The organism is Aeribacillus sp. FSL K6-2833 (genome assembly GCF_037965815.1).
GTDB lineage: Bacteria > Bacillota > Bacilli > Bacillales > Aeribacillaceae > Aeribacillus > Aeribacillus composti.
Genome location: NZ_CP150189.1, coordinates 1120914 through 1134894 on the forward strand (window position 1 = coordinate 1120914; position 13981 = coordinate 1134894).

At 39.6% G+C, this 13981-nt stretch carries 12 protein-coding genes and 1 other annotated feature; of the genes, 10 read left to right on the top strand and 2 right to left on the bottom strand.

The genetic code is table 11. The features are described 5' to 3' along the window. Window positions 1–54: 54 nt before the first annotated feature. Window positions 55–528, bottom strand: a complete 474-nt coding sequence (locus tag NSQ94_RS05545; protein ID WP_339193183.1) for a hypothetical protein — start codon at window positions 526–528, stop codon at window positions 55–57. Between the two features lie 196 nt (window positions 529–724). Between NSQ94_RS05545 and hemA the strand changes: the two genes are divergently transcribed. The 8 genes from hemA to ysxE all read left to right on the top strand — a co-directional run bounded on the left by hemA (window position 725) and on the right by ysxE (window position 9313). Next, window positions 725–2062, top strand: a complete 1338-nt coding sequence (hemA, locus tag NSQ94_RS05550; protein ID WP_094246302.1) for a glutamyl-tRNA reductase — start codon at window positions 725–727, stop codon at window positions 2060–2062. 20 nt (window positions 2063–2082) lie between these two features. Next, entirely contained in the window at window positions 2083–2904 is an 822-nt protein-coding gene (locus NSQ94_RS05555) for a cytochrome c biogenesis protein (RefSeq protein ID WP_339230327.1), read from the top strand. A gap of 23 nt (window positions 2905–2927) precedes the next feature. Then, window positions 2928–3869: a hydroxymethylbilane synthase gene (gene hemC, locus NSQ94_RS05560; RefSeq protein ID WP_339230329.1), complete on the top strand. Its 942-nt coding sequence runs from the start codon at window positions 2928–2930 to the stop codon at window positions 3867–3869. Then, window positions 3866–4663, top strand: a complete 798-nt coding sequence (locus NSQ94_RS05565; RefSeq protein ID WP_144597679.1) for a uroporphyrinogen-III synthase — start codon at window positions 3866–3868, stop codon at window positions 4661–4663. Before hemC ends, NSQ94_RS05565 begins: the two co-directional genes overlap by 4 nt. 3 nt (window positions 4664–4666) lie before the next feature. Beyond that, window positions 4667–5650 (top strand): porphobilinogen synthase, encoded by a 984-nt coding sequence (gene hemB / locus NSQ94_RS05570; RefSeq protein ID WP_339230331.1) that lies wholly within the window; start codon window positions 4667–4669, stop codon window positions 5648–5650. Window positions 5651–5666: 16 nt separating this feature from the next. Continuing rightward, window positions 5667–6950: a glutamate-1-semialdehyde 2,1-aminomutase gene (hemL, locus tag NSQ94_RS05575; RefSeq protein WP_144597683.1), complete on the top strand. Its 1284-nt coding sequence runs from the start codon at window positions 5667–5669 to the stop codon at window positions 6948–6950. A gap of 133 nt (window positions 6951–7083) precedes the next feature. Then, entirely contained in the window at window positions 7084–8226 is a 1143-nt protein-coding gene (spoVID, locus tag NSQ94_RS05580; RefSeq protein WP_339230333.1) for a stage VI sporulation protein D, read from the top strand. A gap of 73 nt (window positions 8227–8299) precedes the next feature. Further along, complete coding sequence (gene ysxE / locus NSQ94_RS05585; protein ID WP_066249750.1) at window positions 8300–9313, top strand: spore coat protein YsxE; 1014 nt, start codon at window positions 8300–8302, stop codon at window positions 9311–9313. Between the two features lie 18 nt (window positions 9314–9331). Here the strand turns inward: ysxE and NSQ94_RS05590 are convergent, their stop codons facing one another. Next, the gene (locus tag NSQ94_RS05590; protein ID WP_063387843.1) at window positions 9332–9523 is read right to left on the bottom strand and encodes a hypothetical protein; all 192 of its coding nucleotides are present in this window, start codon (window positions 9521–9523) and stop codon (window positions 9332–9334) included. Window positions 9524–9669: 146 nt separating this feature from the next. Beyond that, window positions 9670–9892: a binding site (T-box leader), on the top strand. Window positions 9893–9945: 53 nt separating this feature from the next. Here NSQ94_RS05590 and NSQ94_RS05595 point away from each other — a divergent pair. Both NSQ94_RS05595 and NSQ94_RS05600 read left to right on the top strand, forming a co-directional pair. Further along, window positions 9946–12588 (top strand): valine--tRNA ligase, encoded by a 2643-nt coding sequence (locus NSQ94_RS05595; RefSeq protein ID WP_311066365.1) that lies wholly within the window; start codon window positions 9946–9948, stop codon window positions 12586–12588. 106 nt (window positions 12589–12694) lie between these two features. Then, window positions 12695–13978 carry a folylpolyglutamate synthase/dihydrofolate synthase family protein gene (locus tag NSQ94_RS05600; protein ID WP_066249739.1) on the top strand — a complete coding sequence of 428 codons (1284 nt, stop codon included), beginning with the start codon at window positions 12695–12697 and terminating at the stop codon, window positions 13976–13978. The last annotated feature ends 3 nt before the right edge of the window (window positions 13979–13981 follow it).

A 13981-nucleotide genomic window follows, 5' to 3' on the forward strand; every position in this document is an offset into this window, starting at 1 on the left:
GCTGAATGCAGAAGGAAAAGCTCGAGAAGCTTTACCGCTTCGAGCTGTTTCCTTTTATTTTTTTCTGAAAAACAATAAATACAAACCTGCAATAACAAAAAGAATCGGCCAAAAGGCTTGCCAATTGGAAACGCTCTTTTGAATAAAAGATGTCAAAGCGGACGGAAAATAGTAAAGGAAACTTCCGATCAAAAGAAGGATAAATCCTTGTGCAAACCCGCTTTTTGTTTGAGCAGACCGAATGATGAAAGCAAGGGCAATGATCCAGATCATTGCGGTTAAATCATCAGGCCAGAACGGGAATGATTTTCCCCATAAAAAATGGATGCCAAGGCCAAGCAGCAGAACGGCAGGAACGATTGCTTGGTCATCCTTTTCCGCTTTTGCCTGAACCATAAAGGCGATGCCAAACATGATAAAAAAGAAAGGCAAAGTGTTCATGTTCATATTGAAAAAGAGATCGAAATTTTTCAACAAGAAATAAAGCCCGATCTCCAGCATAATCATAGCAACAAACGTCCAACGCACTTAACGATCACCTCTGTTTTGATGACTTGATTCCGGCCCTCTTTTTTGATAATATTTTTAATGTAATAATTAATATAATTTATATCTGTTTCTTACTTAATTCATCATATCATACAGTTTCATATACTGTTCACATTTTTTTGTCGATATTTTGTTATAATAAAGTCAGTATGTATTTGCTTTTGGGGGGTCGGAGATGCATATTTTAGCTGTTGGGTTAAATTATAAAACAGCCCCTGTTGAAATTCGCGAAAGGTTGAGTTTTAGCAGCAATGATTTAGCTTCTGCAATGAAACGGTTGAAGAATGAAAAAAGCATTTTGGAAAACGTGATCGTTTCCACCTGCAACCGGACAGAAATCTATGCAGTTGTTGATCAGCTTCATACAGGGCGTTATTATATAAAAGCATTTTTAGCTGAATGGTTCAATATGGACATTGAGGAGTTCGATTCGTATCTAAAATACTTTGAAAATGAACAGGCTGTCCAGCACTTGTTTCGGGTGGCATGCGGCCTGGATTCTATGATTTTAGGCGAAACGCAAATTTTAGGACAAGTCCGTTCAAGCTTTTTATTAGCTCAAGAACATAACACGATCGGAACGATTTTTAATCAACTGTTTAAACAGGCAGTTACATTGGCTAAAGAAGCACATTCGGAAACGGAAATCGGTTCAAATGCTGTTTCCGTCAGCTATGCTGCCGTGGAATTGGCAAAAAAAATTTTCGGCGACCTATCGAGCAAGCATGTGCTTATTTTAGGCGCAGGAAAAATGGGAGAGCTTGCCGTACAAAATTTACATGGCAGCGGAGTCAAACAAATTACAGTTATGAACCGTACATTTGAAAAAGCGAATGAATTGGCGAAGCGTTTTTCCGGACAAGCAAAAATGATGTCTGAGCTTCAGTGTGCGCTTATTGAGGCAGATATTTTAATTAGTTCAACAGGTGCAAAGAGTTTTGTGATTTCGAAAGACATGATGTTAGATGTTGAAAAGTTAAGAAAAGGCCGCCCGTTTCTGATGGTGGATATTGCGGTTCCACGCGATTTAGATCCTGCATTGAGTGAAATAGACAGCATTTTTTTATATGATATCGATGATTTGGAAGGAATTGTCGAAGCGAATTTGCAGGAAAGAAAAGAAGCGGCTGAACAAATTGAAATCATGATCGAGCGAGAGGTCTTGGAGTTTTCGAAATGGCTGAATACATTAGGGGTTGTTCCGGTTATTGCTGCATTGAGGGAAAAAGCTCTTCTTATCCAATCGGAAACAATGAAAAGTATTGAACGGAAGCTGCCGAATTTGACAGAACGCGAAAGAAAAATATTAAATAAACATACGAAAAGCATTGTCAATCAAATGTTGAGAGATCCGATTTTAAAAGTGAAAGAGCTGGCTGCTCTTCCAAATGGCGAACAATCTTTGGAATTGTTTAAAGAGATTTTTAATTTAGATTTAGATGAGGAATTAATAGAACAAACTCCTTCCGTTCAATTAAAAACGCATTCAAAAAATGTTTCACTTGAAATGTAAGTGAAAGGAAAAACTAATATATGTTTGATTGGAATATCATTAGATTAAACGAATTGATGATTGTTTTATATGCATTGAGCGTTTTCTTATATTTTATAGATTTTTTGCATCATAACCGGAAGGCAAACAAAATAGCCTTCTGGTTACTTTCTATTGTCTGGGTTTTACAATCCTTTTTTTTATTTTCGCAAATGGCGCAAACGGGCAGATTTCCGGTTTTAAACGTAGCGGAAGGCCTTTATTTTTATGCATGGGTATTGGTCACTCTTTCCCTTGTGATCAACCGGCTGCTTCGAGTCGATTTTATTGTCTTCTTTACGAATGTCATTGGTTTTATCATTATGGCCATCCGGACGTTTGCTCCTTCAGAGGCAGTATCGACTGAAGTATCCAGCAGGTTAATTTCAGAACTGTTATTGATCCATATCACGATGGCGATACTATCATACGGAGCGTTTTCGCTTTCATTTGTTTTTTCCATTCTTTATTTGATACAGCACAACTTATTAAAAAAGAAAAAATGGGGGAAAAGGCTTCATCGCATTCAAGATTTGGCAAAACTGGATTATATGACATATGTTTTAAATATGATCGGTGTACCTATATTGCTGCTAGCTCTCATTTTAGGAATGATATGGGCTTATTTAAAGGTACCAAATTTGAACTGGTATGATGCAAAAGTGATCGGCTCATTTTCTGTTTTAGGCATATACAGTTTTTATTTGTATGCCAGAGTAGTAAAAGAGTGGCAATGGAAAAGAATTGCCTTTTTAAACGTTGCCTCATTTTTAGTGCTGTTAATTAATTTCTTTTTATTTGGAAGCTTATCGAATTTCCATTAATGCATGTGCTCAGGAGGATGTTTATGCGAAAAATTATTGTCGGGTCAAGGCGAAGTCGGTTAGCAATCGCCCAAACAAATTGGGTGATCGAGAGATTAAAAGAGCTTGGGGCCCCATTTGAATTCGAAATAAAAGAAATTGTCACAAAAGGTGATAAAATAGTTGATGTCACTCTTTCAAAAGTAGGCGGGAAAGGCCTTTTTGTAAAAGAAATTGAGCAGGCTATGCTAAACGGTGATATTGATATGGCCGTGCACAGCATGAAGGATGTGCCGGCTGTCTTGCCGAATGGCTTGACGATCGGCTGCATTCCTGAACGAGAAGATTACCGCGATGTTTTGATTTCGAAGGATTGCCAAACTTTAAGAGATTTGAAAGTTGGCGCTGTTGTTGGAACGAGCAGCTTAAGAAGGAGCGCCCAAATTTTAGCCGTCCGCCCCGATGTAACCATCCGTTGGATTCGCGGAAATATTGATACGCGTCTAAAGAAGCTGCGGGAAGGCAACGATTATGATGCAATCATTTTAGCAGCAGCAGGTCTTAAACGAATGGGCTGGAAAGACGAATTGGAAAATGCGTACTTTTTACCGCCTGATATGTGCGTTCCGGCAGTCGGTCAGGGAGCTTTGGCGATAGAATGCCGAGAAGATGATCATGAACTGCTTGCAGCTTTAAGAAAACTAAATGACGAACGGACGGAGAAAGCCGTTTTGACAGAGCGGGCTTTTTTGCATGATATGGAAGGAAGCTGTCAAGTGCCTATTGCTGGTTTAGCTCAAGTTGATGAAAATGAAGAAATTGTGTTAACAGCACTTGTTGCATCTCCGAATGGAAAAACGGTATATAAAGAGACGAAAACTGGAAAAGATCCGAATTTACTTGGAAAGGATATGGCAGCACTTCTATCGTCTCAAGGCGCCAAAGAGCTGGTCGAACAAGTGAGAAAGGAGCTAAACCATGAATGAGTGCTGAAAAACCATTGAATGGTTTTAATGTGTTAGTGACGAGAGCGAACAGCCAGGCTGCCGAATTCTCAAAGAAAATTCAAGCGGCGGGAGGCTGTCCTATAGAAGTTCCGTTAATTGCAACAAGGAAAACAGAAACGGATTTCAATGCCCTCCCCGTTTTAAAACAGTTAACATCTAAAGACTGGATTGTTTTTACTAGTGCAAACGGCGTTCAATATTTTTCCGAACATGTAAAAGACTTGTCATTGGAATTAGAAGATCTGAAAAACGTCAACGTTGCTTGTGTCGGTGTAAAGACAAAAAAAGCTGCGGAGAAAATAGGATGGAAGGTTTCTTTATGTCCTGAAGAGTTTCGTGCCGAAAGCTTAGCGGAAGAATTAATCGATCATGTTCGGCAAGACAGCAAAATAGTAATTGCCCGCGGGAATTTGGCACGCACTTATTTACGTGAAGTATTAACAGAAAAAAAGATTTTTTTCTTTGATTTTGTTGTTTATGAAACAATACAATTGTTGGAAAATGAAAAAGAAGTGTTGCATTTGCTTGAAAATAAAACGATTGATTTTATTACGCTGACGAGTTCTTCCACAGCTTCTGCATTTATGCAAATTGTCAAAAGAAACGGGTTGGAAAACAGGATTCAGGATATTGTGTTTGTTTGCATCGGACCGATAACAAGAGATAAATTACTGTCTTATAAAATAAAGTGTACTTGCATTATGCCAGAAAAATATACAATTGATGGAATGCTGGAAAAAATGTGTGCATACGCAGAAAAAAGGGAGGAATAGATCATGCTGAATTTTGCACGGCATAGACGATTGCGGCATACAGCTAATCTGCGGGCTATGGTCAGGGAAACCCGCCTTCATAAAGAAGATTTAATATATCCGATTTTTGTTGTCGAAGGGGAAAATCAAAAAAATCCAGTGCAATCGATGCCGGGAGTTTTTCAAGTTTCATTGGACCGGTTAAATGAAGAAATTGAAGAAGTTGTCAAGCTGGGAATTAAATCAGTTATTTTATTCGGCATTCCTCATGAAAAGGATGAAGTCGGTTCAGGAGCATACCATGATCACGGCATCGTGCAGCGGGCTATCGCTCAAATTAAACAGCAGCATTCTGATCTTGTCGTTATCGCAGATACTTGTCTATGTGAATATACTGATCACGGTCATTGCGGAGTTGTGGAAAACGGGCAAATTGTAAATGATGCTTCGTTAAAATTATTAGCCAAAACAGCTGTCAGCCAGGCAAAAGCCGGGGCGGATATAATTGCTCCATCCAATATGATGGACGGATTTGTCGCAGCCATTCGGGAAGCGCTTGATGAAGAAGGCTTTGTTCATATTCCAATTATGTCATATGCGGTCAAATATGCCAGTGCTTTTTACGGTCCGTTCCGGGAAGCAGCTGAAAGCACGCCGAAATTCGGTGATCGGAAGACGTACCAGATGGATCCGGCTAACAGGCTGGAGGCATTAAGGGAAGCAGAAGCAGATGTTAAACAAGGATGCGATTTTTTAATTGTGAAACCGGCGCTTTCTTATTTAGACATTGTCCGTGATGTTAAAAATCATTTTAACCTTCCTGTCGTTGCTTATAATGTAAGCGGCGAGTACTCAATGATTAAAGCGGCAGCTGAAAATGGATGGATTGATGAAAAAGGCACTGTCCTTGAAATGCTTACAAGCATGAAAAGAGCCGGCGCGGATTTAATGATTACGTACCATGCAAAAGATGTTGCCCGTTGGTTAGATGAACAGTCTGATTATTGAAAAGGGGGCTCATTTCATGAAATATGAACGTTCGATAAAAGCATTTGAAAAAGCGAAGACGTTGATGCCCGGCGGGGTCAACAGCCCTGTGCGCGCGTTTAAATCCGTTCAAATGAATCCGATCTTTATTGAGCGCGGAAAAGGTTCTAAAGTGTATGACATTGATGGCAACGAATATATTGATTATGTTCTTTCATGGGGACCGTTAATTTTAGGACATGCCAATGACAGAGTTGTTGAAGCATTAAAGAAAATAGCGGAACAAGGAACGAGCTTTGGGGCGCCGACCTTGATTGAAAATAAGCTGGCGGAGCTCGTTGTGGAGAGGGTTCCTTCCGTTGAAATTGTGCGGATGGTGAACTCTGGTACGGAAGCGACAATGAGCGCATTGCGCCTTGCCCGCGGATATACGGGAAGAAATAAAATTTTAAAATTTGAAGGATGTTATCATGGCCATGGAGATTCGCTGCTCATTAAGGCTGGATCAGGAGTTGCCACATTAGGGCTTCCGGATAGTCCAGGGGTGCCGGAAGGAATTGCCCAGCATACGATTACTGTTCCATATAATGATTTAGAGAGCGTCCGCTTTGCTTTTGAAAAATTTGGCGAAGACATAGCTGCCGTGATCGTCGAGCCAGTAGCCGGAAATATGGGTGTTGTACCGCCTAAAGAAGGCTTTTTAGAAGGCTTGCGCGAGATCACCAAACAATACGAATCGCTTCTGATTTTTGACGAAGTGATGACCGGTTTTCGCGTTGACTATCATTGCGCCCAAGGATACTTTGGAGTGACTCCGGATTTGACATGTTTGGGGAAAGTCATTGGAGGAGGACTTCCAGTCGGGGCCTATGGCGGACGGGCGGACATCATGGAAAAAATCGCTCCTGTCGGTCCTATCTATCAAGCGGGGACACTTTCAGGAAATCCGCTTGCGATGACAGCCGGATATGAAACACTCATTCAGCTTACACCAGACACATATAAAGAATTTAAAAGAAAAGCGGATAAATTAGAGGAAGGATTGCGCAAAGCTGCTCAAAAATATGAAATCCCTCATACGATTAATAGAGCGGGATCAATGATCGGATTTTTCTTTACAAATGAAGATGTTGTCAATTACGAAAAAGCAAAAACATCAAACCTTGATTTTTTTGCAAAGTATTATCGTGTTATGGCGGATGAAGGCATTTACTTGCCGCCTTCCCAATTTGAAGGAATGTTTCTGTCAACAGAGCATTCGGATGAAGATATTGAAAAAACAATTGAAGCATGTGAAAAAGCTTTTTCGGTTTTGAGATAACGAGCTAAAAGGACTAGCTTCTGATTGAAGCTGGTCCTTTTATTTTTGTTTCCCGTGCATATTTTGCCATCCTCCTTCATACATCTTTAATGGCACGATAAATTAGATTGATTGGAGAAAGGAGGAAGCCCGCATGTCCATTGAAGAAACGTCCGTTTTACGATTTTCGGTAGAGGAATCGGTCTTGTTTCGCCATCATTTTCAACCTTCTGAACTATTGTCCATTTCACTGGAACCTGACATCTCAATTGAAGAACATGATGGATATGTAACGATAAAAGGTGCTCTAGAGCTTTCCGGAGAATACAAATTCGATGGAGAGGAGCAACAGAACGATAAACTTCTTCAAACCTCCTCCATCGCCCGTTATATACAAAATGTAGAAGCGAGAAATGACGGTGTAATGGAATTTAGACACGAGCTTCCGGTCGATATTACAATACCGAAAAAAAGAATTGCCAATTTAGAAGAGGTGTTTGTGGCGATTGAATCATTTGATTATGATTTTCCGGAAGCAAATGGTTTAAAGCTTATAGCTGATCTATCCATTTACGGAATTCGAGAAGAGCAGGCGGAAGAAACTGCTGCAAATGAAGTGGACGAGATCATAGATGCTGAAGCGGAAATCTCATCTGTTCGACAGTCTGATGAAAGGGAAGAAGATGAAACCGAATCAACGCTCAAAGAAAATCGTTTCAATGATGAACCAATCAACAAAGCGGAAAATATTGAAAAAGACAATGAACAGAAAAGTCTTAATGAATATTTCGAATTCGATACAGCCGAACGCGATCAAAATGAGCAAATCGAAGATGATCGTGATGTTGTTCAAAAGGATGACAATGAAGAGACGGCAGACATTGTTTTTATGATGCCATTAAAGAGAGAAGAAGAAACGGAAACGGATTACGATACATTCACTGTTGAAGCGAAGAAAAATCAAGTCAGTTTGGAAGAGAAAGGCCGCATTGAAGAAGAAAAGCCAGTGATCAATAAAATTTCCAATTATGTCGAAAAAGACGATGAAGAAAAAGAATCTGTAAGGAAAAATGATAACACCTTATATTTAACAAAGTTGTTTACGAAAAATGAAGAAGAAGAATTTTCTAAATTAAGAATGTACATTGTCCAGCAGGGAGACTCGCTCGAAAATATTTGCGAACGCTACAACATTACGCTCCAGCAGCTCAATCGAGTAAATCAATTTCACCATGATAAAGAGATTAGTGAAGGAGACATTTTATATATCCCGGTTCTTGAAACACAACAAACGTAATTTTTGCAAGCGGCTTGAGAGGGATCCAACCACCTCAAGCTTTTCTTTATTTTCTTTAAAGGCGTGTGGGAAGATGAGCGATGATCTGAAAACGGCCATGAGGATTTTGCAGCATTATCCAATCAAACCGATTTATTTAGAGAAAAAAACAAAAAATGTCTTGAAAATTCATTGTGAAAAAAGAACATATGCTTTAAAACGAACAACGATTAAAAAGCAAAGAAACATTCTAAAATTATATTCAATTTTTCACGACTTTCCATCTTTAGGAATCGTGCCGATTTATAGGACAACGAACGGAAATGTGTTTGTTAATGACTCAACGCAATCGTTTTATTTAATGCCTTGGATGGAAGGTTCAATCGTTGATGAAAAAAATGCCTCAATCCTTTTTTACCACTTAGCGAAACTCCATAAAAAAACAAAACAGGAAATCAACATACCTCTAGTTCAGCTCGAAAATGTGTATCAACAGATTCAGAACAAGTGGAAGAGAAATTTCAACCTGCTGGAAGCATTTATGGAACAAATCGAAAAAAAATGGTATATGTCGCCTTTTGAATTGGCGGTCTTCAGCTATTATTTTGAAACGAGGCAAGCCATCTTATTTGCTGAAGCGAAGCTTGATGAGTGGTATAACGAAATAAAGCAATCCCCTCACATGCGAATTGCACTGAACAAAGTAAATGTCTCCTTATCTCATTTTCTGTTAGATCCAAAAGGGAAAATTTATTTTATTAATATGGAAGATGCAGCATTTGCTACTCCAATTTATGACCTTTTCTTAATGTTTATGAACCTCTCCGAAGCGGAACCAACCGTTAGTGATGAAAATGTGCAATATATATCAGATTACGAAAAAGTGCTTCCTTTAACAAAAACTGAGAGATTGCTGTTGGTAAGCTATTTATCTTATCCAGCCAAATTATTAAAGCTTGTCCGGCAATATCAAAAAAAGAAAAGCGAAAAGGGAGAATTAGAATATTGCAAACAGCTGTTAAGAGCATACTGGCAAATGAAAAATACCGGGTACATTGCTTTAAAATGGAATGAAAAACTAGAAAACGATTCATTGGCATCAGAATGAATGAGGGATCTGTCAGCTTTAGCCCCGTTCCATATACAACGCGGCTGCTAGAAATAGTAAAATGGCTAATAAAATAATATCAAACATAGTTGGTAAAAGGATTGTTCGAATTCCCTGAAAAATCGTTAAAGGAACGATGAACTGTTCAAGAGTAGATCGGAATTGTTTAATAAACGATTGAATATAGTATGGTTTTATTTTTTTTCTCATGCTGATCACCTTCAACTTTGTTAATTTATATTATGAAATAAAGAACATTTTGTGATTTTTGTTTAAAGGTTAAGGAAGATGGGGAAAATATTGACGAAAAAAACAATTTTTTAGTACTATTAAATATAGAAATTTATATAGTTTGTGAAAATGTGTTGAAGGGGAGTAGTACAACGAACGACTCCTTCCAGAGAGGGAAATCGCAGGCTGGAAGATTTCCTAGGAGATCCCGTTGGAAAGTCGCCCTGGAGCAGCTTCCTTGAAAGCTTTTAGTAAAGGGAGCCGGCATTAGCCGTTACCTGAAAGAAGTGCACAGACGTATCTGTGAAAAAAGGTGGTACCGCGAAAACATCTCCTTTCGTCCTTTTAGGATGGAAGGAGTTTTTATATTTTAGAATGAAAATAAGGAGGTTTTCATAAATATGTCGAATTCACAAATCACTCTTTCCCCAAAATACGATCCGAAAACGGTTGAAGAGGATCGGTATGCATTTTGGCTCGAGGGAAAATTTTTTGAAGCAAAAGATGATGAGGGGAAAACTCCTTTCACGATCGTTATTCCTCCGCCAAACGTCACCGGTAAGCTTCACCTTGGACATGCATGGGATACAACTCTTCAAGATATTATTACCCGAATGAAGCGAATGCAAGGGTACGATGTTTTGTGGCTGCCAGGGATGGATCATGCGGGAATCGCCACACAAGCCAAGGTGGAAGCAAAGCTGCGAGAAGAAGGGAAAAGTCGGTATGATCTCGGGCGGGAAAAATTTGTAGAAGAAACATGGAAATGGAAGGAAGAATATGCAGACCATATTCGCAAACAATGGGCAAAATTAGGCCTAGGTCTTGACTACACAAGAGAGAGGTTCACCCTTGATGAAGGTCTTTCAAAAGCTGTAAGAGAGGTTTTTGTATCGCTTTATAAAAAAGGTCTTATTTACCGAGGAGAGTACATTATTAACTGGGATCCGGTGACAAAAACAGCCCTTTCCGATATCGAAGTCATTTATAAAGAAGTGAAAGGGGCACTTTATCATTTAAAATATCCGCTGGCTGATGGATCCGGATATATTGAAGTCGCGACCACTCGCCCGGAAACGATGCTTGGGGATACAGCAGTGGCAGTTCATCCTGATGATGATAGGTATAAGCATTTAATCGGAAAAACAGTGAAGCTGCCAATAACAGGACGGGAAATTCCGATCGTCGCAGACGAATATGTCGATATGGAATTCGGTTCAGGAGCAGTAAAAATAACTCCTGCACACGATCCGAACGACTTTGAAATCGGAAACCGCCACAATTTAGAAAGAATATTAGTCATGAATGAAGACGGGACAATGAATGAAAAAGCGGGAAAATATGAAGGAATGGATCGCTTTGAATGCCGGAAGCAGTTGGTGAAAGACCTGCAGGAGGAAGGAATTTTATTTAAAATTGAAGAGCATATCCATTCCGTAGGCCATAGTGAACGAAGCGGAGCAGTTATCGAGCCGTATTTATCAACTCAATGGTTTGTGAAAATGAAGCCTTTGGCCGAAGCTGCTTTGAACCTTCAGAAAACAGAAGGGAAAGTTCATTTTATTCCTGAACGATTTGAAAAAACGTATTTGCATTGGCTGGAAAACATTCGCGACTGGTGTATTTCCCGTCAGTTATGGTGGGGACATCGCATTCCAGCTTGGTATCATAAGGAAACAGGCGAAGTTTATGTTGATCATGAGCCGCCTAAAGATATTGAAAATTGGGAGCAGGATCCAGATGTGTTAGATACATGGTTCAGCTCTGCTTTATGGCCGTTTTCAACAATGGGCTGGCCTGATAAAGAGGCAAAAGATTATAAACGCTATTATCCGACAGATGTCCTTGTTACCGGGTATGACATTATTTTCTTTTGGGTTTCGCGGATGATTTTCCAAGGATTGGAGTTTACTGGGAAAAGACCGTTTAAAGATGTTTTGATTCATGGACTTGTGCGCGATTCAGAAGGAAGAAAAATGAGCAAATCATTAGGCAATGGCGTCGATCCGATGGATGTTATTGACAAATACGGTGCGGACTCTTTGCGCTACTTTTTAGCTACCGGCTCAAGCCCAGGGCAGGATTTAAGATTCAGCTTTGAAAAAGTAGAAGCCGTGTGGAATTTTGCCAATAAAATATGGAACGCCTCCCGCTTTGTACTGATGAATTTGAACGGTTTAACATATGAAGAAATTGATTTAAACGGAAAAAAATCAGTGGTAGATAAATGGATTCTCACACGGTTAAATGAAACGATTGAGCTTGTTACAAGACTTGCGGAAAAATATGAATTTGGCGAAGCCGGTCGGGTGCTGTACAATTTTATTTGGGATGATTTTTGCGACTGGTATATTGAAATGGCAAAAATTCCGCTGTACGGAAATGATGAGGAAGCGAAAAAGACAACTCGTTCCATTTTGGCATATGTGTTAGATCAAACATTGCGACTCCTTCATCCTTTTATGCCGTTTATAACAGAAGAAATTTGGCAGCACCTTCCTCATCAGGGAGAATCGATTACAATTGCTTCATGGCCGGTTGTACGTCGGGAGCTTTCTGATGAAAAAGCTGCAAACGAAATGAAGCTTCTAGTTGATGTGATTCGCTCAGTCCGTAATATTCGCGCTGAAGTGAACACGCCGATGAAGAAGCAGGTGGATATGATCATTCATGCTCATAGTGAAGAAGTTAAAAACCAGTTGGAGAAAAACCGCAGCTATTTAGAGAGATTTTGCAATCCTAGCTCATTAACAATTGATACAAACATTGAAGCTCCTGACAAGGCTATGACAGCTGTTGTGAGCGGGGCAGAAGTATTTCTTCCTCTTGAAGGACTCATTAATGTGGAAGAAGAAATCAAACGGCTTGAAAAAGAATTAGAGAAATGGAATAAAGAAGTCGAGCGCGTTCAGAAAAAGCTTGCCAATGAAGGATTTATTAAAAAAGCACCGAAAGAAGTCGTAGAAGAAGAGCGGGCAAAAGAAAAGGACTATTTAGAAAAACAGCAGGCGGTGTTAAAACGCCTTCAGGAGCTGAAAGGCTAAAACAAATCCGGGTATGCCCCGGATTTTCTTCCATCAAAACGTTTATGATACATCCGGCCATTCAAATTCATTGAAAATGTTCGAGAGTTCAAGGAGGGGAATTTATATGTTTCAAACATATGAAGAAGCACTCAAGTGGATACATTCCCGCCTAACCTTTGGAATAAAGCCTGGTCTCCAGCGAATGGAATGGATGATGGAAAAGCTTGATCATCCGGAAAGAAGATGCCGCTTCATTCATGTAGCCGGAACAAACGGGAAAGGATCAACGATTGCTTTTATGCAAGAGGTGTTAAAAGCCGCTGAATATAAAGTAGGTGCTTTCACCTCGCCTTATTTGGAATCATTCAATGAACGAATTACGATAGATGGCAATCCCATTTCTGAAGAGGAAATATTGCAGCTATCCAATGTGATCAAACCGGTTGTTGACGAGCTTGAGAAAACGGAGCTTGGAGCACCGACAGAGTTTGAAGTCATTACTGCGATGATGTTTTATTATTTTGGCAAAATCAACGTGCCGGATGTTGTTTTATTAGAAACAGGACTCGGGGGAAAATGGGATTCTACGAATATTGCGAATCCTATTCTTTCAGTGATTACAATGATTGGACATGATCATTTAAACATCCTTGGCTCAACGATAGAAGAGATTGCAGAGCAAAAGGCAGGCATTATTAAAAACGGAGTTCCTGTCATTACAGCTGTGGAACAAAAGGAAGCCCTTGATGTCATTGAGCGTGTTGCAAAAGAAAAAAAAGCAAAGCATTATTGGCTCACTAGGGATTTTCACGCAGGAGATTTTGATGAATTTTTTGTACAAACCCCCTTTAAACGATATAACAGCCTTTCATTACAGATGAAAGGAAACCATCAAGCGATCAATGCTGCACTGAGTGTCATGACGCTTGATTATTTAAGAGTTTATTATTCGTTTATCATAGAGGAGGAGCATATACAGGAAGGACTGAAGCGCACTTTTTGGAAAGGGCGTTTTGAAGAAGTAAAGGAAAAACCGAGAGTCATTTTGGACGGAGCACATAATCCGGAAGGAATGGCAGCGTTGAAAGAAACTGTACAAAAGTTTTACCCTGATAAGAAAATCATCATGTTATTTTCGTGTGTGAAGGACAAGCAATATAAAGAAATGATCGAGCAGGCTGCACAAACGGCAAATCGAATCATTTTTACAACCTTTCATTTCCCGAAAGCAGCTGATGCGAAAGAATTATACGAGGCTTGCGACATGAAGGATAAAGAGTATGAAGACAATTGGGAGCTTGCCTATGAAAAGATTATCAACACAATGGATGACGAAACGGTTCTCATTATTACAGGTTCCCTTTATTTTATCGGTGAAGTGAGAAAACATATAAAACATAGCTCATGAGTA